27 protein-coding genes are annotated in these 23,889 nt (G+C 65.6%); 13 read left to right on the top strand and 14 right to left on the bottom strand.

Annotated elements, in window-relative coordinates; all coding sequences use genetic code 11:
- The first annotated feature begins 16 nt into the window (after nucleotides 1-16).
- From HWY45_RS08945 to HWY45_RS08935, 3 genes are all read left to right on the top strand, one after another.
- Nucleotides 17-1,057 (top strand): 2,5-dihydroxypyridine 5,6-dioxygenase NicX family protein, encoded by a 1,041-nt coding sequence (locus tag HWY45_RS08945; protein ID WP_059810856.1) that lies wholly within the window; start codon nucleotides 17-19, stop codon nucleotides 1,055-1,057.
- 16 nt (nucleotides 1,058-1,073) lie between these two features.
- The gene (locus HWY45_RS08940) at nucleotides 1,074-1,733 is read left to right on the top strand and encodes an isochorismatase family protein (RefSeq protein WP_059810855.1); all 660 of its coding nucleotides are present in this window, start codon (nucleotides 1,074-1,076) and stop codon (nucleotides 1,731-1,733) included.
- Nucleotides 1,734-1,871: 138 nt separating this feature from the next.
- Entirely contained in the window at nucleotides 1,872-4,157 is a 2,286-nt protein-coding gene (locus tag HWY45_RS08935) for a xanthine dehydrogenase family protein molybdopterin-binding subunit (protein ID WP_059882472.1), read from the top strand.
- A 21-nt stretch (nucleotides 4,158-4,178) separates the two neighbouring features.
- Here HWY45_RS08935 and HWY45_RS08930 read toward each other — a convergent pair whose 3' ends face one another.
- Nucleotides 4,179-4,622, bottom strand: coding sequence for a MarR family winged helix-turn-helix transcriptional regulator (locus HWY45_RS08930; RefSeq protein WP_059564284.1), 444 nt, complete (start codon nucleotides 4,620-4,622; stop codon nucleotides 4,179-4,181).
- 401 nt (nucleotides 4,623-5,023) lie between these two features.
- On the opposite strand from HWY45_RS08930, the gene HWY45_RS08925 reads away from it, so the two are divergent.
- Nucleotides 5,024-6,331: an MFS transporter gene (locus tag HWY45_RS08925; protein WP_059882474.1), complete on the top strand. Its 1,308-nt coding sequence runs from the start codon at nucleotides 5,024-5,026 to the stop codon at nucleotides 6,329-6,331.
- A 41-nt stretch (nucleotides 6,332-6,372) separates the two neighbouring features.
- On the opposite strand, the gene HWY45_RS08920 is transcribed toward HWY45_RS08925, so the two are convergent.
- From HWY45_RS08920 to HWY45_RS08880, 9 genes are all read right to left on the bottom strand, one after another.
- Nucleotides 6,373-6,798 carry a hypothetical protein gene (locus HWY45_RS08920; protein WP_124482949.1) on the bottom strand — a complete coding sequence of 142 codons (426 nt, stop codon included), beginning with the start codon at nucleotides 6,796-6,798 and terminating at the stop codon, nucleotides 6,373-6,375.
- 125 nt (nucleotides 6,799-6,923) lie between these two features.
- The gene (locus tag HWY45_RS08915; RefSeq protein ID WP_059810852.1) at nucleotides 6,924-7,979 is read right to left on the bottom strand and encodes an ABC transporter ATP-binding protein; all 1,056 of its coding nucleotides are present in this window, start codon (nucleotides 7,977-7,979) and stop codon (nucleotides 6,924-6,926) included.
- Nucleotides 7,979-8,812, bottom strand: a complete 834-nt coding sequence (locus HWY45_RS08910; RefSeq protein ID WP_196483072.1) for an ABC transporter permease — start codon at nucleotides 8,810-8,812, stop codon at nucleotides 7,979-7,981. Before HWY45_RS08910 ends, HWY45_RS08915 begins: the two co-directional genes overlap by 1 nt.
- 35 nt (nucleotides 8,813-8,847) lie before the next feature.
- Complete coding sequence (locus tag HWY45_RS08905) at nucleotides 8,848-9,723, bottom strand: ABC transporter permease (protein WP_059810851.1); 876 nt, start codon at nucleotides 9,721-9,723, stop codon at nucleotides 8,848-8,850.
- A 34-nt stretch (nucleotides 9,724-9,757) separates the two neighbouring features.
- A complete protein-coding gene (locus tag HWY45_RS08900; RefSeq protein ID WP_081059747.1) occupies nucleotides 9,758-10,828 on the bottom strand; it encodes an ABC transporter substrate-binding protein in 1,071 nt (356 codons plus the stop codon).
- 59 nt (nucleotides 10,829-10,887) lie between these two features.
- Nucleotides 10,888-11,832, bottom strand: coding sequence for a PfkB family carbohydrate kinase (locus HWY45_RS08895; protein WP_081069791.1), 945 nt, complete (start codon nucleotides 11,830-11,832; stop codon nucleotides 10,888-10,890).
- Nucleotides 11,829-12,869, bottom strand: coding sequence for an ADP-ribosylglycohydrolase family protein (locus tag HWY45_RS08890; RefSeq protein WP_059810849.1), 1,041 nt, complete (start codon nucleotides 12,867-12,869; stop codon nucleotides 11,829-11,831). The genes HWY45_RS08895 and HWY45_RS08890 overlap by 4 nt, the downstream gene beginning before the upstream one ends.
- 3 nt (nucleotides 12,870-12,872) lie before the next feature.
- On the bottom strand, nucleotides 12,873-13,592 hold the full coding sequence (locus tag HWY45_RS08885; protein WP_059810848.1) for a GntR family transcriptional regulator: 720 nt from the start codon (nucleotides 13,590-13,592) through the stop codon (nucleotides 12,873-12,875).
- 126 nt (nucleotides 13,593-13,718) lie between these two features.
- On the bottom strand, nucleotides 13,719-14,735 hold the full coding sequence (locus tag HWY45_RS08880; RefSeq protein WP_059882478.1) for a porin: 1,017 nt from the start codon (nucleotides 14,733-14,735) through the stop codon (nucleotides 13,719-13,721).
- A gap of 561 nt (nucleotides 14,736-15,296) precedes the next feature.
- On the opposite strand from HWY45_RS08880, the gene HWY45_RS08875 reads away from it, so the two are divergent.
- Complete coding sequence (locus tag HWY45_RS08875; RefSeq protein WP_167361393.1) at nucleotides 15,297-15,452, top strand: hypothetical protein; 156 nt, start codon at nucleotides 15,297-15,299, stop codon at nucleotides 15,450-15,452.
- A 128-nt stretch (nucleotides 15,453-15,580) separates the two neighbouring features.
- Nucleotides 15,581-15,829 (top strand): hypothetical protein, encoded by a 249-nt coding sequence (locus tag HWY45_RS08870; RefSeq protein ID WP_230942325.1) that lies wholly within the window; start codon nucleotides 15,581-15,583, stop codon nucleotides 15,827-15,829.
- Between the two features lie 163 nt (nucleotides 15,830-15,992).
- On the opposite strand, the gene infA is transcribed toward HWY45_RS08870, so the two are convergent.
- On the bottom strand, nucleotides 15,993-16,259 hold the full coding sequence (infA, locus tag HWY45_RS08865) for a translation initiation factor IF-1 (protein ID WP_081059749.1): 267 nt from the start codon (nucleotides 16,257-16,259) through the stop codon (nucleotides 15,993-15,995).
- Between the two features lie 387 nt (nucleotides 16,260-16,646).
- Nucleotides 16,647-16,850 carry a cold-shock protein gene (locus tag HWY45_RS08860; RefSeq protein WP_059564277.1) on the bottom strand — a complete coding sequence of 68 codons (204 nt, stop codon included), beginning with the start codon at nucleotides 16,848-16,850 and terminating at the stop codon, nucleotides 16,647-16,649.
- Between the two features lie 891 nt (nucleotides 16,851-17,741).
- Here HWY45_RS08860 and HWY45_RS08855 point away from each other — a divergent pair.
- Entirely contained in the window at nucleotides 17,742-17,981 is a 240-nt protein-coding gene (locus HWY45_RS08855; protein ID WP_059564379.1) for a hypothetical protein, read from the top strand.
- Nucleotides 17,982-18,467: 486 nt separating this feature from the next.
- Here the strand turns inward: HWY45_RS08855 and HWY45_RS08850 are convergent, their stop codons facing one another.
- Complete coding sequence (locus tag HWY45_RS08850; protein WP_059882545.1) at nucleotides 18,468-18,728, bottom strand: hypothetical protein; 261 nt, start codon at nucleotides 18,726-18,728, stop codon at nucleotides 18,468-18,470.
- A 160-nt stretch (nucleotides 18,729-18,888) separates the two neighbouring features.
- Nucleotides 18,889-19,206: a hypothetical protein gene (locus HWY45_RS08845; protein ID WP_059564276.1), complete on the bottom strand. Its 318-nt coding sequence runs from the start codon at nucleotides 19,204-19,206 to the stop codon at nucleotides 18,889-18,891.
- Between the two features lie 213 nt (nucleotides 19,207-19,419).
- Here HWY45_RS08845 and HWY45_RS36775 point away from each other — a divergent pair, with 213 nt between their 5' ends.
- The 6 genes from HWY45_RS36775 to HWY45_RS08815 all read left to right on the top strand — a co-directional run bounded on the left by HWY45_RS36775 (nucleotide 19,420) and on the right by HWY45_RS08815 (nucleotide 23,863).
- A complete protein-coding gene (locus tag HWY45_RS36775) occupies nucleotides 19,420-19,596 on the top strand; it encodes a hypothetical protein (RefSeq protein ID WP_230942576.1) in 177 nt (58 codons plus the stop codon).
- A 215-nt stretch (nucleotides 19,597-19,811) separates the two neighbouring features.
- On the top strand, nucleotides 19,812-20,096 hold the full coding sequence (locus tag HWY45_RS08835) for a hypothetical protein (protein WP_059882482.1): 285 nt from the start codon (nucleotides 19,812-19,814) through the stop codon (nucleotides 20,094-20,096).
- A gap of 63 nt (nucleotides 20,097-20,159) precedes the next feature.
- A complete protein-coding gene (locus tag HWY45_RS08830) occupies nucleotides 20,160-21,368 on the top strand; it encodes an AraC family transcriptional regulator (protein WP_230950993.1) in 1,209 nt (402 codons plus the stop codon).
- 91 nt (nucleotides 21,369-21,459) lie between these two features.
- Nucleotides 21,460-22,026 (top strand): carboxymuconolactone decarboxylase family protein, encoded by a 567-nt coding sequence (locus HWY45_RS08825; protein ID WP_059564375.1) that lies wholly within the window; start codon nucleotides 21,460-21,462, stop codon nucleotides 22,024-22,026.
- Nucleotides 22,023-23,102: an acyl-CoA dehydrogenase family protein gene (locus HWY45_RS08820; protein ID WP_059882485.1), complete on the top strand. Its 1,080-nt coding sequence runs from the start codon at nucleotides 22,023-22,025 to the stop codon at nucleotides 23,100-23,102. Before HWY45_RS08825 ends, HWY45_RS08820 begins: the two co-directional genes overlap by 4 nt.
- On the top strand, nucleotides 23,099-23,863 hold the full coding sequence (locus HWY45_RS08815; protein WP_059882486.1) for an ABC transporter ATP-binding protein: 765 nt from the start codon (nucleotides 23,099-23,101) through the stop codon (nucleotides 23,861-23,863). The genes HWY45_RS08820 and HWY45_RS08815 overlap by 4 nt, the downstream gene beginning before the upstream one ends.
- Nucleotides 23,864-23,889: the final 26 nt, after the last annotated feature.

Below are 23,889 nucleotides of genomic sequence, written 5' to 3'. Positions count from 1 at the left end.
TTCACCGGAGCCGACGATGCCAGTCAGCGACATCCAACTGATCGACGCGTGGAAGCAGGTGCTCACGCTGTCGCGCCTCGAACCGGGCCAGACCGTCACGATCCTGACGAGCCCGGCCACCCATCCGCAGACGCTGTCGTGCGCGCTGATCGCGACGCAGTCGATGGGCGCGATCGTCAACCGGCTCGACCTGCCGCCCGTCAACGGCGACAAGGCGTTCAGCCGCGACCCGCTCGCGTATCTCGGCACCACGCCGCTCACCGGCAACCGCGCGGCAATCGCCGCGCTCAAGGCGAGCGACCTCGTGCTCGACCTGATGACGCTGCTGTTCTCGCCGGAGCAGCATGACATCCTGAAATCGGGCACGAAGATCCTGCTCGCGGTCGAGCCGCCGGAAGTGCTCGCGCGCATGGTGCCCACGCAGGCCGACCGCACGCGCGTGCTCGCCGCCGCCACGAAAATCGCCGCCGCGCGCGAGATGCGCGTCACGTCGGCGGCCGGCACCGCGCTCACGTGCCCGCTCGGCGATTTCCCGCCGACGGCCGAATACGGCTTCGTCGACGCACCGGGCCGCTGGGACCACTGGCCGAGCGGCTTCGCGCTGACCTACCCGAACGACCGCACCGCGCACGGCACGATCGTGATCGATCGCGGCGACATCCTGCTGCCGCAGAAGCATTACGTGAGCGAGCCGATCGTGCTGACGGTCGAAGGCGGCTATGCGACGCGCATCGAAGGCGGCGTCGACGCCGACCTGCTGCGCGACTACATGGAAACCTTCGCCGATCCGGAGGGTTACGCGATCTCGCACGTCGGCTGGGGGCTGCAGCCGCGCGCGCGCTGGTCGACGCTCGGCCTGTACGACCGCGAGGCGACGATCGGGATGGACGCGCGCGCGTTCGAGGGCAACTTCCTGTTCTCGCTCGGCCCGAACAACGAAGGCGGCGGCAGTCGCACGACCACCTGCCACATCGACATTCCGCTGCGCCGCTGCACGGTCGCGCTCGACGGCGAGACCGTCGTGCGCGACGGCCGCGTGCTCGACCAACCCGCCTGACCGACCGAGACCCGCGATGAACGACCTCTCCCGTCACGCCGAAGCGCACGTCTACCAGCAGCAGGGCTTCGGCACGCCGCTGCCGCCGCACGGCAACATCGGCCTGCTGATCGTCGATTTCGTCGTCGGCTTCGCCGATCCCGCGACCTTCGGCGGCGGCAACATCGCGCCGGCGATCGCGCGCACCACGCACGCGCTCGCGCTCGCGCGCCGGCGCGGCTGGCCGGTCGCGCACAGCCGCATCGTGTACGCGGCCGACGGCAGCGACGACAACGTGTTCTCGCTGAAGGTGCCCGGCATGGCGACGCTGACCGAGGATCACCCGAACAGCGCGATCGTGCCCGAGCTCACGCCCGCCAACGGCGAGCTCGTCGTGCGCAAAACGGTGCCGTCCGCGTTCTTCGGCACCCAGCTTGCCCCCTGGCTCACGCAGCGCGCGGTGCAGACGCTGCTGGTCGCGGGGGCGGTGACGAGCGGCTGCGTGCGCGCGAGCGTCGTCGACGCGATGTCGCACGGCTTCCGCCCGCTCGTGCTGTCCGATTGCGTCGGCGACCGCGCGATCGCGCCGCACGACGCGAACCTGTTCGACATGCAGCAGAAATACGCGGCGGTGATGCCGCTCGATGCCGCGATCGCGGCGATCGACGCGGCGCGCGCGCCGGCCGCCGCGCGGTAGCCCACGGGCGGGCGCCGCGCGATTGACGCGCCGCTTCCGGCCACCTACATTCGTGTGCATCGAATGCGGCGGCACGGCGGCATCGGGCGAGACGCACGCCGATGCCGCCCCTTATCGGCCCGACTGGAACGCCTCACCGTGAACCCTTCCGAACTGCTCGCGCGCGACGGCTGCCTGACCGTGATCCGGCAGCCTGCGCCGCCCGTCAAGCCCGCGCCAGGCCAGCCGGGCAGCCCGTCGTCGTATGTGCCCGACCGGCCCGAGGCGTTCGTCGCGATTCTCGACGACGGCCGCATCCTCGGCTTCAACGGCCACGTCGATCTCGGCACCGGCATCCGCACGTCGCTCGCGCAGATCGTCGCCGAGGAGCTCGACGTGCCCGCCGCGCGGGTCGCGATGGTGCTCGGCGACACCGCGACGACACCGAACCAGGGCCCGACCATCGCCAGCGCGACGATCCAGATTTCCGCGGTACCGCTGCGCTGCGCGGCCGCGCAGGCGCGGCACGCGCTGCTGCAGCTCGCGGCCGGGCGCCTCGGTGTCGACGCCGAACGGTTGTCGAGCGACGACGGCTGCATCTTCGTGACCGGCGCGCCGGAGGGGCGACGCGTGACGTTCGCCGAGCTGGTCGCCGGGCGGCGCATCGCGCTCGAACTGGATTTGAACGCGCGCACCAAGGATCCGGCGACGTACCGGGTCGTCGGCCGCGCGTCGCCGCGCGTCGACATTCCGGCGAAGGCGACCGGCGCGCTGACGTTCGTGCACGACGTGCGCGTGCCGGGAATGCTGCACGGCCGCGTGGTCAGGCCGCCTTACGCGGGCATCGACAGCGGCCCGTTCGTCGGCGCCTCGCTCGTCGACGTCGATCGCGCATCCGTCGCCGACGTGCCCGGCCTGCGCGCCGTCGTCGTCGCGGGCGATTTCGTCGGCGTCGTCGCCGAACGCGAGGAACACGCGATACGCGCGGCGCGCCAGTTGCGCGTGACGTGGCGCCCGCTGCCCGCGCTGCCGCCGCTCGACGCCCCCGCCGCCGCGATCTCGGCCGCCCCGGCGCGGCGCCGCCTGCTGCTGGAAGAAGGCGACGTCGACGCCGCCCGCGCGCTGCCCGATGCGATCACGCTGTCGCGCACGTATGCGTGGCCGTACCAGATGCACGGCTCGATCGGCCCGTCGTGCGCGGTCGCGGACTATCGCGCACCGGGCGACGGCCGGATCACCGTGTGGTCCGGCACGCAGAACCCGGCGTCGCTGCGCTGCGATCTCGCGACCCTCGTCGCGCGCGACGAAGCCGATTTCGACATCGTGCGGATGGAAGCGGCCGGCTGCTACGGCCGCAACGGCGCGGACGACGTGTGCGGCGACGCACTGCTGCTGTCGCGCGCGGTCGGGCAACCGGTGCGCGTGCAGTTGTCGCGCGCCGACGAGCATATGTGGGAACCGAAGGGCGCGGGCCAGGTGATGCAGGTGACCGGCACGGTCGGCCGCGACGGCCGGCTGCTCGGCTACGACTTCTCGACCCGCTATCCGTCGAACGACGCGCCGCTGCTCGCATCGCTGCTGACCGGCGTGGTCGCGCCGGCGCCGCGCGTGTTCGAGATGGGCGACCGCACCGCCGTGTCGCCGTACGCGTGCCCGAATCGCCGTTTCGTCTGCGAGGATCTCGCGCCGCTCGTCCGCGCATCGTGGTTTCGCGGCGTGTCGGCGCTGCCGAACGCGTTCGCGCACGATGCGTTCGCCGACGAATGCGCGGCAATCGCCGGCGTCGATCCGCTGGCATTCCGCCTGCGCCACCTGAACGACGCGCGCGCCGCCGAGCTGCTGCAGGCAGTCGCCACGCGCGCCGGGTGGACAGCCCGCACGCGGCGCGAACCGAACGACGCACGCATCGCGCATGGCCGCGGCATCGCGTATGCGCGCTACGTGCACAGCCGCTTTCCGGGCTTCGGCGCGGCCTGGTCCGCATGGGTCGTCGACCTGACGGTCGATCGCGCGACGGGCGAGATCCGCGTCGAGCGGATCACCGTCGGCCAGGATACCGGCACGATGATCAATCCGGACGGCGTGCGCCACCAGGTGCACGGCAACGTGATCCAGGTGCTGAGCCGCACGCTGAAGGAGCGCGTGCGATTCGTCGACGGCAAGGTCGCGTCGCGCGAATGGGCGAGCTATCCGATCCTGACATTCGACGAGGTGCCGGCCGTCGACGTCGTGCTGATGCCGCGGCAGGGCGAGCCGCCGCTCGGCGCGGGCGAATCCGCATCGGTGCCCGGCCCGGCGGCGCTGGCGAACGCGATCTTCGATGCGACGGGCGTGCGCTTCTACGCGCCGCCGTTCACGCCGGAGACGATCCGCGCGGGCCTGCGCGCGGCAGGCCGGCTGCTCGCGCCCGAGCCGGCCGGGCCCGCAGCAGCGGGGCGCGCGTGAGCGCCGCGCGGCGGCGCACGATCATGCCTCTTCGGATTCCATCATCTTGCGCAGCAGGAATTGCAGCGCTACGCGCTCGCCCGGATTGAGCGCGCCATAGGTGCGCTCCGTCACCTGCTTCGCGAACGGCACCGTCCGGTCGATCAGCGCGAGGCCGGCCGCCGTCGCACGCACCAGCAGCTTGCGGCCGTCATCCGGATCGGGCATCACCTCGATCAGCGCGCGCGCCTTGAGCCGATCGACGACGCCGCGGATCGTCGCCTGATCGATCGCAGTTGCCTTGACGATGTCGTTCAGCGAGCACGCCTGCTGTTGCTTGACCGCGCACAGCGCGACGAACTGCGCGGCAGTAAGATCGGAATCGGGAATCGCCTCCTGAAAGATGGCGACGTGCCGCTGATAGGCACGGCGCAGCAAATGCCCGATCTGATCGTGAAAGTCGTAGGAATCCCTGGATGACGCCATGAAAGTAAGGTTGCCGGCGCGGCCTGAAACTGAAAGGTAACGAGTGTACACCCTGAACCCGACGACATCGCCCGCCTGCCCGGCAAGGTCTTGCGGGAGATCATGGCCGCCCCGGCGACGCCCGGTTTTTGAAGCGTATACGCACCATTCTGGCGCGTACCGCCCCGCCTTCCCCGTATCTGAAAACGATCTCACTCAACCAGAAAAACACCTTTATTAATATGGAATTATGCCGATCTTCGCGTTCCTCAAAGCCTGCTTCCCAGCCTCGCGATCGGATCGGTTTTTATAGTGTGTACGCTACTTAATTGGCGTGCTATACAGACTCAAGCGAGCGCTTTGCACGGACTCGCGTCGCCCGGCATTCTTCCCAACCGCCACATCAGAGCAGGGGCAATCCCATGTCTACCGTACATTCCAGCGCCGCCGTCCCCGCGGGCGACGCACAGCACGGCAACCTGTACCGCAAGGTCGCGATCCGGCTGATCACGATCTTCTGCCTGTGCTACTTCGCCGCTTATCTCGACCGCATCAACATCGGCCTCGCGAAGCTGCAGATGCTCGATGCGCTGAAGTTCAGCGACGCCGTGTACGGCCTCGGCGCCGGCCTGTTCTTCGCCGGCTACATCCTGTTCGAAGTGCCGAGCAACCTGATCCTGCAGCGCGTCGGCGCGAAGCTCTGGATCGCCCGCATCATGGTCACGTGGGGGCTGCTGTCCGGCGCGACGATGTTCGTGCACACGCCGATGCAGTTCTACGTCGTGCGGTTCCTGCTCGGCGTCGCCGAGGCGGGCTTCCTGCCCGGCGTGCTGCTGTATCTCACGCAATGGTTTCCGGACGCGCGCCGTGCGCGGATCGTCGCGTTCTTCATGGTCGGCCTGCCGCTGTCGAGCATGATCGGCAGCCCGATCTCCGGCTGGATCATGCGCTTCTTCGACGGCGTGCACGGGCTCGGCGGCTGGCAGTGGCTGTTCCTGCTGGAAGCGCTCCCGTCGATCGCGCTCGGCTTCGTGGTGCTGCGCTGGCTGCCGAACGGCATCGAGTCGGCGTCGTGGCTGAACGCCGACGAGAAGAAAGTGCTGCGCGCGAATCTCGACAGCGAACCGTCCGGCAACAAGAGCCACGCGCTCGGCAAGGCGTTCACCGACCCGAAGGTCTGGGCGCTCGGCCTCATCGACCTGTGCGTGCTGCTCGGCCTCTATGCGGTGAGCTTCTGGCTGCCGAGCATCCTGCGCGACACGGGCGTGAAGGACGCATACCAGATCGGCTGGCTGATGGTGATCCCGAACGCCGCCGCCGTGATCGGCACGCTGTACTGCGGCGCGAGCTCCGACCGCGCGCGCGAGCGGCGCTGGCACATCGTCGTGCCGTTTCTCGTCTCGGGCGCCGCGCTGGCCGTCGCGGCAACCGGCTCGCACGGCACGCTCGCGACGGTGCTGCTGTTCTCGCTGATCAACGCCGGCGCGGCCGCCGCGATGCCCGTCGTCTGGGCGCTGCCGTCGACCTTCCTGAAAGGGTCCGCCGCCGCGGGCGGGATCGCGTTCGCGTGCTCGATCGCCAACCTCGGCGGGTTCGGCAGCACGTATTTCATCGGCTGGCTGCGCGACACGTTCCATTCGCAAAGCGCGGGGCTGTACGGTTTCGCCGCGTGCATGCTGGTCGGCTGCGCGCTGGCGCTCGCGTTTCCGGCCAGGCTGGTCAACCGCTGATCGACGCGGCGCGCGGATGCACCGCATGCCGCGCGCGACCGCTAATCCGAGGCACCCGCACATTCGGCCCATCGCTTCCTGATCGGCGAGGCCGTCGGCGACGCGCTCAACAGCATCTCCAGCCGTCGCCTGGCCTCGACGTAGGCGCGCCCCGTCACCCTGGCGAGCTGATCGTCGTGCACGGCGACGATCTGCTTCAGGATATCCGCCTCGTCATTAACCAGCCGCCATACGCCGGTTTCCATCGCACGCAGGACGGCGTCATCGAGCGCACGCTCCGCATCCAGAAACAGCGCCGCCGGCGCGTGCGCATAACCGGCTTCCCACAGGAAATAGGACAGGTAGACGACGCGGATCAGCTCATTGAGCGAATGCCTGAGGCTCGCCTCGGAGCAGCAGCCGACGAGCGCAAGGTGGTTTGCCAGCGAAAGCTGCCGGATGTAGCCGGCCGGCAGTTGAAGCAGCATCTGCTTCTTCATCCATCCAGGAACGGGCCGTCCCGGTGTTCGAGGCTTGGCTCGCGACATGTTCTCCTCACGCTGCGGCACGCCGGCCGCCCGTCGCAACCGCTCGACCGGGCAGCGGCCTGAAATCAGTAAACCGGCACCGTGTCCTCGGGCGCCCAGCTCAGCAGAACGTCCGAATCGACCGGGATGACGTCGCGCCCGCGATTCTGCACGTGAACCTTGAGCGTCTGGTCGTGCCATCCGAGGATATAGGTCGTGTTCACGCCGGCGAACACCTGCTGACGCACGCGCGCCTGGAGCCGGTTGCATGCCGGGTCCGGAATGGCGTCGCCGATGCGGTGAATCGCGATCTTTTCCGGCCGTACCGCGCATTTGCACTGCGTGCCGGTCTCGTGATCGCGAGGCAGCCTGAGCAGATTGCCGTCGGCGAGGCGGAAATCGCCGCCCTCGCGTTCCCCGGAAAAGACGTTCGCATCGCCGAGAAACGTCGCCGCGAATTCCGTCCGGGGCCGGTCGTAGATGTCCCGCGCGCTGCCTTCCTGGAGCAGCGTCCCGTTGCGCAGGATGCCGATCCGGTCGCTGAGCGTCATCGCCTCTTCCTGATCGTGCGTCACGAACAGCGTCGTGATTCCGACTTCTTTCTGGATGCGTCGAAGCTCGACCTGCATGTCCACCCGCAGCGACTTGTCCAGCGCACTGAGCGGCTCGTCGAGCAGCAGCACGCGAGGCCGCGTGACGACCGCGCGCGCCAGCGCGACCCGCTGGCGCTGCCCGCCCGAGAGCTGATGAATGCGCCGCTCGCGATAGGCGCCGAGCTGCACCAGGTCGAGCGCCGTGTCGACGCGGCGCTTGATCTCGTCGCGATCGACGCCGCGCACCGACAGCCCGAATGCGACGTTTTCGCCGACGTTCATGTTCGGAAACAGCGCATAGTTCTGGAACACCATGCCGATTTCGCGCCGCTCCACCGGAATGCGCTCCACCGAACGGCCGCCGATCTCGATCTGCCCGCTGTCGGGAAAGACGAAGCCGGCGATCATGCGCAGCAGGGTCGTCTTGCCGCTGCCCGACGGGCCCAGCAAACCGTACAGGCCGCCCTCCGGAAACCGGATCGACACGTCCTCGAGCACCCGCGCGTCGCCATACCGCTTGCTGACGTTCAATACGTTGACTTCTGCCATCACTGCTCTCCACCAAATCGATAAAGCCGCGAGACGACCACCATGATGCCCATGGAAATCATGATGATCAGCGTCGAGATCGCGTTGATCGCCGGCGTGAAGCCTTTGCGGATCGCGCTGTAGATTTCCACCGGCAGCGTGGTTTGCCCGGGACTGGACAGGAAATACGACACCACGAACTGATCGAACGACACGGCGAACGCGAACAGCGCGCCCGCCACGATGCCGGGGGCGATGTTCGGCAACGTCACGCGCCACGTGATCTGCCAGCCGGTCGCCCCCAGCGAGCGGGCCGCCTGCTCCAGCTCGATCGGGAAAGTCTTCAGGCGCGCGCCGACGACGATGATCACGTAGGGCAGTGCGAGCGCAACGTGCCCGAGCAAGATCGCGTGCAGGCCCCGCCCGATGCCGATCGAAAAGAAGAAGATCAGCATCGCCGTCCCGGTGATGAGCCACGGAATCGCCATCGGCGGAAACAGCAGCGCCTGCATCTGCCGCTTGCCGGGAAACTCGTAGCGATAGAAGGCAAGCGCGGCCATCACGCCGAGCGCCGTCGACAGCACCATCGTCGACACCGCGAGCTTGACGCTCCTCAGCGCCGCGTCCATCAACTGGCTGTCGCCGATGGCCGCGCGATACCAGTCGAACGTGAAATGAATCGGCAGTTCGAACAGCGGCGACGCGTTCAACGACATCAGCGCCATGATCGCGACCGGCAGATACAGAAACCCGATGATGACAACGACGTACAGCCGGCCGAGCAGGCCGCGCACGGCGCCCTGGCGCGCGAGCGCGTGGCCGCCGCCGTTGGATGCGCGGGGAAGGCCGGTCAATCCGCGTCGCAGCGGCGTTCCGGATTCAAGCGACTTCATTGCGATTCCCCCCTCCTCGACAGCCGCACGCCCGCGAACAGGATGACGAGCACGACGGCCAGCAGCATGAACGCCAGCGCGGCGCCCAGCGGCCAGTTGAACACCGCGACGAACTGATCCTCGACGACGGTGCCGAAAAACGTCCCCTTGCGCCCGCCGAGGAGCCGCGGCTCCATGAATGCGCCCACGACCGGCACGAAGATCAGCGCCGCGCCGGCCAGCAGCCCCGGCGCAGACAGCGGCAGGATCAGGCGGCGCAGGATGGTCGCCCGGCTCGCGCCCATCGAGCGGGCGGCTTCGATCAGCGAATCGTCGATCGCCTGCAGGCTCAGGTACGTCGTCAGCACCGAATACGGCAGATACGACTGGACGAGACCGATCACGACCGCGGGATAGGAAAACATCAGATCGACGCTGACGTTCCACGGCGACACGTGATTGACGAGGAGATCCAGGATGCCGCCGCTGCGCAGCACCATGCTCCACGAGAAGATCCGGACGAGGCCGTTGCTCCAGAACGGCAGGATGATCAGCAGGAACAGCGCCTCCCGCGCCCGCCCGCGAATGACCTTGGCCAGCATGTACGCGCACGGGAACGCCAGCGCCGTGCAGATCGCCGTCACTTGCGCGCTGAGCCAGAGCGAGCGGGCCAGCATCGTCCGGTACAGCGGATCGGTCACGGCGGTCGCGTAATTCGCGAGCGTCAGCGACCACGACCGGCCGGCGACCGGCACGTCGGTCATGAAGCTGAGCAGCAGCATGACCGACAGCGGCAGGAAGACCGCCAGCAGGAGCCAGCCGTAGGCCGGCCCGGCCAGGGTCATCGCACGAAGAAATGGCCGTTCGCCGCGCGGCGTCAACGCAATTCGCATGGCAGTCTCCAGAGCATCGATCCGTGTCGTCCCGTCATTCGGTCTGCGCCTTGATTTCCTGCCACAGCTGCAGGTACGTCTTGCGCTTGTCGTCCGTGATCGGTTCCTGAAATTGAATCCGCGCGCGCGTCGTCGCCGCGGACAGCACCGCCCGGTTGAACGAAGCGGCCGGCAGGGCCGCGACCGCCTTGACGTTGGCCGACACCGGCGCCCCGACGCGCGCATCCCATTGCGTATAGAAGCCTGGATCGATCATGTAGTTGATGAACGCCTTCGCGCCCGGCACGTTGCGCGCGCCCTTCGGGATCGACAGCGAGTCGAGCCAGCCGATCGCGCCTTCCTTGGGCACGACGAACGTCACCGGAAGCGAGAACTTGTTGCGCGCGCGCGCCGCCGATCCGCTCCAGTAGCTCGCAATGTAGAACACGCCCGACGCGGTGTACTGGTTCCAGTCGTTTTCGGAGCTCCAGAAGGTCTTCAACTGCGGCATGAGCGCCGTGAGCTTCGCCTTGACCGCATTCAGGTTCCGGATGTCGTTGATCTTCTGGCCGGTCGCGAGCGCGGCGAACTGCACGGCTTCGATCGCATCGTCGCGCAATCCGACGTGCCCCTTGTAGGCAGGATTCCACAACGATTCGATCGAATCGGGCGTGGTTCGAATCTTCGTATTGTTGACCGCGAACGACGTCACGCCCCATACCCACGGAATGCCGTACGCTTGCCCGCCGACCTCGAGCATCGGCGAGTGGCGAAGCCGCGGATCCAGATCGGGCACGTTGGACATGCCCGTCACGACGATCGGCTGCAGGAGGTTTTCGGAACGCGCCTGCTGGTTGAACGCGCTGTTGACCATCACGACGTCGTAGGTGCCCGGATTGGTCCGCAGCTTGGTCAGCATCTCCTGTTCCGAATTGAAGTAATCGTTGACGACGTGGTAGCCGGTGCGCGCCTCGAATTCCTTGAGCGCCCACGGCTCGTCCGTCCCGTATCCCTTCCAGTTCAGCACGTGAACGTCGTCGGCGCGCGCATCGTGCGACACCGACAGCGCGGCGGCCGCCACGGCCGCGGCGAGCGCGAAGCCGAACATGGTCTTGATCGTCGTCATCTTTAAGACTCCAGAAGAAATAGGTTGAATTCGCGCGGCGCGCTGCGCCGCAACCGGCCCTATCCGTTGTGATGTGATCTGATGAAAGCGGCAACCGTCTTCGGGTCGGGCGCCACCGCGCCGCCGCGCCGGGTGACCGCATAGGCGGCCGCGGCATTCGCGTAACGAGCGGCGTCGAGCGCATCGCACCCGTCGATGAGCTTCGCCACGAAATTGCCGAGGTGGGTGTCGCCCGCGCCGTTTGCGTCGATCGCCGCCACCGGCATGCCCGGCACGTGGTCGGCGTGACGCCTGTCCTGGTCGACCAGGCATCCGTTCGCGCCGAGCCGCAGCAGCACGCCCGCGCCAGCCAGATCGAACGTGCGCCGCATCGCCTGCAGCGCCTGAAGCGGCTCGCGCTCGCCGGACAGCGCGAATGCCTCGTCGGCGTTGCAGCTGAGCCAATCGGCGCGGCGCAGCGTCCGCTCGAGCAGCGGGCGCGGGATCGACTGCACCAGCGGGCCCGGATCGAAGACGACGGTGCAGTGCGACGGCAATGCGTCGGCCCAGTCGCACAGCGCGTCCCGGCTGGCCGGATAGGACAACATGTACCCGGACAGCACGACGTAATCGCCGGGCATCACGTCGACGCGCTCCAGATCGCCGCGTTCGAGCCGGCTCTCGACGCCGGCATTCGTGACGAACGTGCGTTCGGCGTCAGCGTCGACGAGGACGACGCACGTCCCTGTATCGCCGTCGTCCGAAATCGGCTGCACCACCTCGATGCCCGCGCCGCCCAGCCGCGCGCGCACGCGCTCGCCGAACGGCCCGTTCCCGTGCCGGCCGGCGTAGACGACCGCCACGCCGTACGCGCGTGCTGCCGCCATGACATTGAACGCACCGCCGACGTCGACGTGCGCGCGTGTCGCCTGCACCTCGGTCGCGGCCGCGGGCACGCGGTCGATCTCGTACGTGAGATCGACGATCGCGCTGCCCATGTGAACGATGCGGGCCATGTGCGTCATGCCCCGCTGCGCGAACGCGCGGCGAACGCGTGCCGGGCTGTCAGCAGCCTTCGCGCGATCGGCTCCACATCCAGCGCATTGACGCGGCAGACCTCGGCCACCATCGCCGCCGGCAATTTCGCCCTGCCCTGGCAGGCACCGGCAATGGTTCCGCAGATCGCGCCGATCGTATCGGTGTCGCCGCCAAGATTCGCGCTCATCAGGCAGGCCTCCCACACGTTGCCACCCGTTGCCGCGAGCACCGCGAATGCGGCCGGCACGGACTCCTGCGCGGCGACGCTGGTGCCGACCAGCCCCGTGATGAATTCGACTGCCGCTCGCCGGTCGCAACGCAGCACGTGGTCGACCGCCCAACGGATCCTGCCGGCGATCGACGCGCCGGCCACCCAATGCCCTTCGCGCTCGCCGAGCGTGGCGGCTTCGATCGCGACATGCGTGGCTTCATGCACGTCGGCCCCTTCGATGCCCGCGCTGACGGCCGCGGCCACGGCGCTCGCGGATGCGATCGCGAGATTGGTGTTGTGGGTCGCCCGGCAGGTATCCGCGACGCGCTCGACGAGCTGCATCAGCGGATCGAGCGGCGTCGCGATCCCCACGGGCCCGATGCGCATCGCCGCGCCGTTCGTATCGCCGGCCTTGCCGGCCTCGTCGACCGGGACGCCGGCGTTGATCGCCGTCAGCGCCCGTTTGGTGGACGGCCCGAGCAGGTCGTACCCGCCGCGCGCCCGGATATCGTTCTCCCAGGCGATCAGCGCGTCAACCCACCGCGCGTGGTCGAACGCGGCGCCGGAACGCAGCAGCGTTTCGGCCAGCAGCAGCGTCTGTTCGGTATCGTCCGTAATCGTCGCGGCCGGCAGCCCGGCAGACAGCGGATGGTCGGCGGTCGGCGCGACAAACCCCGTCACGTCGCCGTAAATCGCGCGAATCCCGTCAGGCGACAGGAGCTGCGTGGGCATGCCCACGGCGTCGCCAAGCGCGCAGCCCAGCAGCGCGCCCGCGGCGCGGTCAAGCTGGTCTTGATTCACTGTCTCGCTCATCGGTCAAAATTCCAGGTGCAATGCAAAGTGCGTGGGATCCAGCAGACTGACCACATACTCGATCGGGTTTCCGTCCTGTCCGCGCGTCAGGCGCCGGGTACGCAGAAACGGCGTGCCCGGCGCTCGCTTGAGCACGTCGGCATCGGCCGGCTCGAGCCCGACGATTTCCACCCATTCCTCGCCGTGGTCCGGCACCATGCCATGCTCCACGAGCGTGCGATTGAGCGAGCCTTCGATCAGGCCTTGCAGCGGGATGTCCGACAGCTCGTCGGAAAACGGAATCCGGCTGCACTCGTACGAAATGGGTTTGCCCGTGCCCGACTCCGACCGGAGCCTGTCCACCGCGATGAACATCTGCTGCTGGACGCCGATCTGGCTGGCCAGCGCCTCGTCCGGCACGAGCGCGATGCGCAGCAACTGCGTCTGCGCGCCCACCGGGGCGTTCTCCAGCGACTTCGACCAGCCGAGCTCGCTGTCGAGCAGTTGGCCGTCGTAGGTGACGAACGACCCGACACCGCCTTTTCGGGCGATCAGGCCGTCGTTGGACAGCGCGTCGAGCCCCTTTCGAACCGTGTTGCGGCTGACGGAGAAGCGCTCCATCAGCTCGCTCTCGCTGCGCAGCAACTGGCCGCGCGTCAGCCGTCCCGACAGTATTTCCTTCCGCAACGTCTCCGCCACCTTGTCCGCCTTCGACATCGTGATGGTGTTGGTTCGCTTTTTCATCCGCATCCTCCGATAGCCGGTCTCGCTCACACGCCGCACCGACGAGCGGCTCGTCCGGGTGCGAAGCATAGAGAGCACTGGGTCATACATGTTCATGGTATCGGAAGATCAGGCGGACGCAAGCGGTCAGAACTTGTGGAACATGCCGAGCGAAATGCCCCGCGCGGGTGCGCCGGGATAGGCAAGCGGCAATCCGGGGTTGGCCGAGCCGGCCAGGGTGTAACTCGCCTCGTTGCGATTATCCAGATAGGAAATCGTCGCGTAGAGACTGGTTCGTTTCGACAAGTCGTATTGATACATCGCACTGATCTGACGGGCGTGGTTATTTGCCGCCGTCTGATCGCGCAGCATGGCGACGCCTAAAGCCGCCATGCTCGCCGGTGTTATCTGGTATTTACCTGAAATGCCATAAACGCGAACGTTCAATCCGATATCCGTCCAGCGCGACGCATTCCATCCGGCAAAAATGGTCGCCTTTCCGATTTGATATGACGCGCCGGCTTCTATCGCGGTATCGGTCGAATTGCTGGCTTTGTTTCTTACGGCCTGCCACGCGACCGCCGCCGCGATCGGACCTTGGTTGTATTGCAGATCGGCCTGGTAGCTGGAACCGCCCGAACGCAATCCGCCCTCGGTTCCGAAACCGACGTACAGGCCCGCCTGCAGGCCCGCCACGACCGGGGATTGATAGGAAATCGTATTGCTGGTTCGAACGACGTACGTCATCAGGTTGCTGAAACCCGAGGCCTGCGTGGAGGCGCCGAACGCGTCGAGATGGCCTTGATCGTAAAACACCGGCGAATTCTGGCGCCCCATCCTGAATTCACCCCAATTCCCGGATATGCCGATCCACGCCTGTCGATTGAACATCTGCGACGGTGACGCCATGGACCCATCGTTTGGATTGAAACCATTCTCCAACTGGAAATTGACTTTGAGCCCGGAGCCGATTTCCTCGCTTCCCTTGAGGCCGAATCGGCTTGCCCACTCGCCGCTGGAGCCCATGGCGGCCGTATATCCTTTTCCCGTATTCACGTATTGAACGAACTCGTCGACGATGCCGTACATCGTCACGGACGATTGTGCGTGCGCGCCAGCGCATACCAACAAGGCAGCACAACCCGCATAGGCGTGGGTTTTCATCGCTTTCCCAATAAATGAAAGTTGACCTGACGATCTGTCACGGGTCGTGTGACCCTCGTCCGCACTCGTCCTCAATGCAAGGAACAGGAAGGAACATGTTCAATATATGAGCCCGAATTTCGGCAGTCAACGTGTATTTGGCAGTCCCGGGAAATCCCCTACGGACGGCGTTCGGGGCGCGTTTTTGTCGGACGGAATCGGGACGGACTGTCGGCGGCTGCCTGGCTTCGTATTTCGATGCGCCTATGGCGAGCCGTTGGGGAGAAGGAGGGTTGGCGTGCTGCGATCGTGACGCGGTGAGCTGGGTGGCGACGGCCGCCGGCGGGCTGCCCGCTACTGCGGCCAATGACCCGTGACGTTCCGCGTCGACGGGTTCGGCAGGTTACGCGCCGTGCGGGCGCGATGGTTTTGTTCACGTCGCGGACACGAACCGGCTCGCGGCTGCGCGCGTTCGCGTCGGCCGCGAGGCGGTTCGTCCGCCCGGCGTGGCGCAAGACTTCGGAATCCTTCCCCCGAAACGCCTAAAATTCAGTCATGGCCGCATTCCAGAAGGAGGCTGTCATGACTCAGTCGATGATTGGTTGGGTGGTTGGTCTTGCGGTGATCGCGGTGGTTGCAGTCGCGCTGGCGCGCCGTTACCAAAGCGAACATTCAAGTATGGAAATCGTCCAGTGGCTGGATTCCCATCACTTGGGGTGGATGCATCGCAAACACTGACGTCTCTGCGCGGGCGGCGATCACCCCGCCATGCCGAAGTTTGCCGGGGACCAGGCTCACCGAGGCCGGCGGGCGAGTGAAGCCGGCCATGTCGTTGTCTCGCCAGGGGTCTTGGCAAGGAAGGCATCATGGATGATGAAGTGTGTACGACCCATATGCACGTAGCACGCCTTCGCGTGATGAAGACCGTGTCTGGGCGCTATCGCGGAATCGTCCACTTGCACCACATCGGAGAGGATCCAGGCTCCTTCGAGCAATACGATACCGAAGGGAATTTTGCGACGGACGTGGAGGCGCGCGACGCCGCTCGAGCGCTCGCGCGCACTTTGCTCGAAGAACAAGTGCTGGAGCACGGAAAGGCGCAAGGCATCGATTGAACCTGCCTGGGCGGCTGGGTCGCTGCGCAGCGTCGATTGGCGACACGACATCCATCAGCGCGTAGCGCGGCAGTTGCGCAATGCGGCCGCGTGTCCGTCAATCTGTTTGAGAAAACATCACGGCCATGCGCCGGGGGCCGGCGACGCGCGGCACCGCGCCTCGCTAGCGTCGAGCAAATCGGTTTCGAGGCGAACCGGACGAAGCCCCTTCGTCTTTGTGCCGGAAATTGATACGCCCTTTGGTCAGGTCATAGACCGACAATTCCAGCCTGACCCGATCGCCAGCGAGAATGCGGATGCGATGTTTGCGCATGCGGCCCGATGCGTATGCTGCAACGACCGTGCCGTTTTCCAGGGTAACGCGAAACCTGCTGTCCGGAAGCACCTCATCCACTACGCCGTCCAGTTCCAGCAATTCTTCCTTTGCCAAATTAATTTCTCCGATCAATGTGACGCGCCGCAATTGCAGCGGCGTGCGGATTTCCGGTCCCCGGCAGGGAGCGGTTTCAGTGCAAATATCGGAAACGCTTGTGCATGGAGGCGCGTACCAGCACGACGTGCGGGCCGTACCTCGTCGGGGCGCTAACGTGCCTTGTTATCGCCTCTCGACGGAGCGCTTCTTTCCGCTCGATTCAGTGGATGTAGAACGTGCCTTGGGCGGCACCCGGTTCAGCGCCGCGCCGGGCACCGGCCAATCCTTGGAGCGCCTTGTTGCGGGGCACGTTCGCACCTATCCGCGCAGGTCGCCTTATGCGAAAGATCTCCGACCGATCACTGCGTGGCCGATCCCGCACGCAGGACCGGCGAATGATGCGGATTACTGAGGAATGATGTTCGAGGCCTGCAGCCCCTTGGGCCCGCGCTTCGTCTCGTAGCTGACCTTTTGTCCTTCAGCCAGCGTCTTGAAGCCATCGCCGCGAATCTCCGAGAAATGCGCGAACAGATCGTCGCCGCCGCTGTCAGGCGTGATGAAGCCAAAACCCTTGTTGTCGTTGAACCATTTGACGGTACCGGTATCCATGGAAAGTCTCCTGATATTGGACGCATGTATGCACCCCGATAGGGATGCACGAAAAAGGATCAAGGAGGGAGAGGACAACGAGTACCGCGTTCCGCGGTCAATGATGAGCAGCAATCGCGCTTCTTGAAGGCTTCAGAGACCGACCGTACGCTGGGCCAGACACCCTGTCAAGCTGTTTCGGTCGGTGCATTTCGCGGCAGCACAAGAACACGCCTCGATCGGCAAGGCTCGCTCCGCCGCGCACCCTTGCCTCCGTGTCTTCGAGATGTTTCGAATTTCTAATTGAAGTGTGTCGACGATTACATCAGGTCACCATCCTCCCGCGCATCGGAGATTGTTCACACTTGCCTGTGCCGGCCCGCCCTGCGCCCAATCAATGCAGCAGGCCATCCGGCAGTTCGCACAGAGCTTTCGCTGTACAAGTTCGCCAATGGGCGTAAGCTGCACTTGTTGACTGACTCGCTACCGATTCCCGCGCCACTCATGGCGCCCCCCTCCGAACGTGATCGGGCCTCTCATCGAAACCGCGCAATGCGGACGAGCGCGACGCGTACCGACTGCGCATGCGAAGCGCCTGATCGATGCGTGTCTACAGGACATGAGCATGTTCGCTAGCGCGTCCTGATCTCCTCCTCGGTCCATCCTGCTTCTGCGTCCGCGGCGCCGCCACAGACTCAAACACGCCTGGCGCTTGGCGCGCCGGCAACGTCGGGAGGCTGGAGACGAACAGGAAAGACCCATTGAAATGGATTCGACACGATGGTTCTGGCGTCATCGAGCCGTTCCTGTCGTCTGACGCTCGCGCGGGGCTGGACCGCGCCATTCGCGATTGTCGCGATGAAATGCTTCGCGGTGGCCAGTGGCCCCGCAGCGATTGAAGGGGGAAGGCAAATGCAACTCGATTCAACCCGATTCCATATCGACCCGACACCGCGCAGGGCCGACGGGGAATACATGGCACACGCGCGGATCAGCATCAATCGTGCGGACGGCAGTGAGTGTGACGTTCAACTGAGCGGAGATCTGGCTGGCTTCGACGTGCGCGAGGATGCGATTGCCTTTGCGAAAAACTGGGCGCTCGAATGGCTCGACGCGCATTGGGCCGATGATCTCTCGGCATCGACAAATTGAACTTCGGGCGGCACGCCAGCCGCCTCGGACAATGAGGGCATCGCCGGAATCGACGCGGACGGCAATACATGCTGCGGCCAAGGCGGACTGACGCCGTCGAAGATCGGTCGAGAGCATCGCCTGGCAAGCACGCCCTCAAGCGGGATCATCACCACAAGAACGGACTCTGCACCGTCACCGCGCGAAGCGCGGGGAGCAGGTCAAAGGTTGGCGTTGTGAGTTGCGATGAACTGGCGACAGGACTTGGCGCTTCGGACGAGCAGAACGAGATCCTGGCATCCAGTTCGTCTTCGGGCGGGCCAATGACTATTGGGCCGCTCCCGCGCACTCGCATTGGATCGAGCAGCGTCGTATTGCGCTGACCCTCTGAAGGGATGCGCCCCCACTGCGCCGCTCATCTTTCCCGCGCTGATGCCATCGGGCCGCATGCGTTCCACGTTCCGTCAACCGAACTTCCTCCCAAGTGCGGCGCGTCGCGTCGGGATGTCATTCCTGTCTGTCGAAGGCACCCGCTTCGAGATCTTTCCTGAAATGCAGTAGCCAGTCGCTTTCGTCGCCGATCACGTATTCCTTCGTAATCTGCGTCGAGCATCTGGTTATCGTGACGTAGCCCTGCAGACCGAGGTTCTCGTCACCCTTCGGGTCGGTCGTGTCGGTTTCCTGCAAATCGAAATCGCCCTCTGCCAAACCATGGCGCTCCAGGGTCGCCAGAAAGTCTCTGTATTCATCCGGTTCGATCAGCCGCATATTCGGCCCCTCGTGTTCAGCGGAGATGCGCGGGCTCGACGTCACGGGGGCCGACGGCACCCGTTCAAGCGTTGAAATCATGCGCGCCGAATCCATGCGGAATACCTCACGATCCCGCACATACGGCGCTACCCGGCAGCAAGCGTCATTGCCTGCGGTTTTATCGTCTGGGTCCTTTCATGCTTTCCGACTCCATGGCCGCATTCCGCTCTTCACTCGCCTCGATGGGTTCCATTGCTTCGTCAACCGAGGCCGATGCGCGCTCAGCGGCCGCTTTAGCTTCGTCTTCCGGGGAGTCGACATCGCTGTTGCCGTCACCCGGGGGAAGCAGCATGTCCTTGAGCATCGCGCTCAGCTCCGGCGTGTCCCACGGCAGGCCGCGCCTGATTCGGACCTTTATGTAGTGCCTCACCTCCGCGTCCTGCTCCGCGGTTAGCGGCAGCCCCCGGAAGGTGTTTGGGAGGTCAAAGTCTGTCATCACTGTCTCCTCCTGCGAAAGCGCCTTCAGTGTAGTCCCATTACGGCCATGATGGGCCTTAACCGGTATGCCGCGAATATATGGGCGGAGCGGAAAGAAAGGGCGTATAAAGTCCGGATGACTATCCCGTTCGTTACCGCCGAGTCGGTCCTTGGGCTGTTCCGGCTAATTGCCGGGAGAGAGGAGCGCCGGGCTTCTGGCGAGTCAGCAAGGATGGCGGCGCTCCTGACGCTTGCCGAACAGCTTGCGCGCAACCATCAGGCAATGACCGAAGAGAGCTGGGATGCAGCCGTCCGTGTTGGCGGCCTACTGTTGCAAGCGGAAATGATCAACAACGACGCCGACACGATGGCGCTTGAGCTGCTGAGCCGGCTGCGGCGGCGGAAATGAAAAACCTCGTTCGGGCGGAGAGGGAGACATCGAACCCGAAATGCGCCCTCATCACATCCGGCGGGGCCGGTCAGCGGATCGAAGCGTGTACGGTAGCGTGATGCGGTCGAGCAGCTGCGCCGCGATGCATTCGTCATGCCGGCGACGCTTGCCGTGTAGTGAGTCGTCCCCTGTGGAGGGGGTCAACATGTCGACACATCTGCTTCTTCGCCATCATGCAAAGTGATCGCAAGGCGATTCCGCACTACCTCGTTTTACGCGCCGACTGTCCGCCGTATGTTCTGAACGCTGACCGCCATGTCCTGCGCCGCGAGGCAAGCCTTCTCCTGCGAGCATTCGCGAAAGCCCACGGCGCGCCGACCTCGATCGCGGACGACGCATGGAGCAACTTTTCCGGCTCGGAATCCATTTCGCTCCTTGAGCGCATGGAGATGCGGGCCTATGCACTGGTTCGCGGGGCCGAAAGCGAACATCAACTCCGGTTGCTGGCCGCTCTCTGACTGCACCAACGTGCACCTTCCTTGCCGACGGCGCGCTCGGCAGCTTGTTCGAAACGAAGCCTGTTGGCGCAGGCGTTCAGTCCGGCAAATCGTCGACGGCGGCGTGGCCGAAAGCGGGCGCGAGGAAACACATCGTCCGTTCGAAATCGGCGCGACGCAGGGCAAAAGTACCGACCTGTCGACACCAAGGCCACGGAGCACATATGCCGCGAGCATATATGCTTTCCACGATCGCTTGTTTTACGACGCAACGGTACGACGCTAGGATCACGGCTCGCAGTCGACTTCCCAATGGCCTCGCTGCTTTCGCCCATCATGCCGACCTCCGCCGAACAGGCTGCCGACTGGCTGCTCTCCGGACTCGAACTGCGCAGTACCCTCTTCCACGTGGGCCGGTATTGCGGCGTATATCGCGCATCGACGGCCGGCCATCAGCAAGCGAGCTTCCATCTCGTGCTGGAAGGCGCATGCTGGCTGCACCTGCCCGCCAGGAACGGCCGCGCCGCGCAAAGCACACACCTCGTCGCAGGCGATGCGGTATTCCTGATGCACGACATGGTGCATTGCCTCACGCCCGACTCGAACGCGCCGTCCGATGACGAATACACCGTGCGTATCGGAGCAATGACGCCGCTCGCCGCGCACGACCCTTCACAACATGGCGTCGCACTGGCGTGCGGTTTCTTTGAATTCCGTTCCGATCTCGGCGATGCGATCACGAGTCTTCTGCCCGATCACATCGTCGCGCGGCACAACGACGCGAAGATGGCGGGCACGCGCACACTGTTCGACCTGATCCGCGCCGAAGCGGCGCGTGCGCAAGACGCGCCGTCGCCGCTCGTCAATCGTCTGACGGATGCCCTGTTCTTCTACGCGTTGCGTGCGGTCGCGAGCAACGACGATTTTGCGCCTGGCCTGTGGTCGGTCATGCGTCGCGCCGAATTTACGCCACTCGTCAGCGCGATCATCGAGAAGCCCGGCGACGACTGGACCACGCACGCGATGGCGGCGTTTTGCCACATGTCCCGCGCACGTTTCTGCAAGCAGTTTGCGCAGGCATGCGGACAGCCCCCCGCCCAGTTCCTTGCGCTGCTACGCATGAAGGTCGCGGCGGAAATGTTGCGACATGGAGCATCGACGCTCAGCACCGCGGAGCATGTCGGTTATCAGTCGGAATCCGCCTTTGCGCAGGCGTTCAAACGCGTCACCGGCCTGCCGCCGGGTACATGCCGCCGCGAGCCGGAGAGCATCGGCGCGACACCCGTACATTGACTTGAGACAAACGCGCATGAAAGCGAGACGGCGGCGCATTGCCGGCCCGACCGGCGCCGCCAACAATGATGGCTTTCCGATCGAGAACGCCATGAGTCGCCTGCCTCTCCAAACCGTCGAAAGCGCACCTGAAGCCAGCCGTCCTTTCCTCCAGAAGTCGCAAGCCGCCAATGGTTTCTTGCCCAATCTGGTCGCCGCACTCGCCAATGCACCGGTTGCGATCGAAACGTACCTGACCGTCGGCGAAATCAATTCGCGCAGCGGTCTCACGCTGGCCGAGCGCGAAGTCGTGCAAATCACCGCCGCCGCGATTCACGGCTGCGGTTTCTGCGTCGCCGGCCATACGGCTGCCGCGCTGAAGAAGGCGCAATTGCCCGAAGCACTCGTCGATGAAATCCGCGCCCAGGGCGCGCTGTCCGATGTACGCCTGAATGCCGTCGCTACCTTCACACGCGAAGTGATCGCGACGCGCGGCGCCGTGTCCGACGAAGCGCTCGCCGCGTTCAAATCCGCCGGTTACAGCGACGCCGGCGCGCTCGAAGTGATACTCGGCGTCAGCCTCGCGACGCTTTGCAACTTCGCGAACAACCTGGCGCGCAACGCACTGAATCCGCAGCTCGAAGCGTATCGCTGGGAGCCGAAGGCCCGGGCAGCATGAACGCGCCGGTGAGCTTCCAGGCGCTCGACGCCTGGCTCGACGCGAACGCCGAGGCACTCGACGTCGATACGTCCCGCGCGACAGATATCCTGCCGCAGCTGGTGCGCTCGCGCGCGGTCGCCGTCGGCGTGCCGGAAGCGTCGGGCGGCACGGGCGGCACGATCGCGGACGCAATCGATACGGTGGCCGCCGTCGCGCAACGCTCGTTGACGGCAGCCTTCGTGCTATGGGGACATCGCACCTTCATCGAATACGTGTTGCAAAGCGATAACGACGCACTGCGCGCACGCTGGCTGGCGCCACTGCTCAACGGTGAGATCGCGGGAGCCACGGGTCTTTCGAACGCGATGAAGTATCTGTCCGACATCGAGCCCTTGCAGATGCATGCGGCACGCAGGGGAACCTCGTTCGTGCTGAACGGCAGCCTGCCGTGGATCACGAACCTGCGGCATGAAGGTTTCCTTGCCGCGGCTGCGTTCGATCACGACGACGGCTCGCCGCCCTCCATCTTCGCCATACCGCACGACGCGCCCGGCGTCGAGCGCAGCGAAGATCTCGACCTGATCGGCCTGCGCGCGAGCAATACGGCCGCCCTGCGTGTGAGCAACACCGTCCTCGCCGAAACGTATCGCCTCGCGACCAACGCACCGGCCTGGCTTGCACGCTTGCGCCCGGCATTTCTCGGTCTGCAATGCGGGATGTCGATCGGACTCGCGCGACGTGCATTGCTGGCTGCGCTGGAGGCGAGCGAGGCGTCGCGCGAATCGATCGGCGCGGAGATTCGCGAACTCGAGACGAAGCTCGCCGATCAGGCAGCGCAACTGAAGCAAGGCGTGCTCGACGGCACGTTCTTCAATTCGCCCGCGACGATGTTCGAACTGCGCATCGCGCTCGTCGATACCGTCACGCACGCGGTCTCGCTCGAAGTACAGGCCACCGGGGGGCGCGGCTATCTGCGCGGCCAGAGTGGCGGTGCACGACGCGTGCGCGAGGCTTCGTTCATCCCCATCGTGACACCGAGCCTCGTCCAGTTGAAAACGCAGCTCGCGCGGCACCGACAAACGGCGGCGGCATGACACGAGGCGCGCATATCGTCGCGAGCGACGTCACGCTCCGGTATGCCTCGCGCGGCGTGCTGAACGGCGTCGACCTGTCGGTCGCACCCGGTGAACTCGTTGCGCTGCTCGGGCCAAGCGGTTGCGGCAAGTCATCGCTATTGCGGGCCATCGCCGGTCTGACGCGAACCACATCCGGCACGATTCGCGTCGACGGCGAGACGGTCGCCGGCCCCCGCCCCGAAGTCGCACTCGCGTTTCAGGACCCGTGTCTGCTGCCGTGGCTCACGGTCGAGCGCAACGTGGGGTTCGGGCTCACCTTCGCGCGTCAACCGCACTTGACGCGTGCGCACCGGAAGGAACGCGTGACCAACGCACTGGCCGCTGTCGGACTCGAACATGCGCGGCACTCGCTGCCCTCGCAGCTTTCAGGCGGGATGGCGCAGCGCGCGGCCCTGGCGCGCTGTCTGGCCCGGGAGCCGCGCGCCCTGCTGCTCGACGAACCGTTCGGCGCGCTCGACGAAGTGACCCGCGCCGACATGCAGCAGCTTCTGATCGCCGCAGTGCGAAACACGGGCGCGTCAGCGCTTTTTGTCACTCACGACATCGACGAAGCGCTCCTCGTCGCCGATCAGATCGTGCTGCTCGGCAATCGCGGCACGCTGGTCGGGCGCTGGGCAGTCGAACTTCCGCAGCCGCGGCGCACGCAGGTGCGCTCACTCGGCGAGCTGCGCATTTCCATTCTTCAAGCGCTGCAGAACTCGATATCAGAGGCGGCTTGAATCCGGCAGACACAAGCGGGGAATCT

The organism is Burkholderia stagnalis (genome assembly GCF_902830275.1).
GTDB classification, from domain to species: Bacteria; Pseudomonadota; Gammaproteobacteria; order Burkholderiales; family Burkholderiaceae; genus Burkholderia; species Burkholderia stagnalis.
Note: the sequence above shows the minus strand (reverse complement) of the source record. Positions and strands in the feature narration are given on the sequence as shown.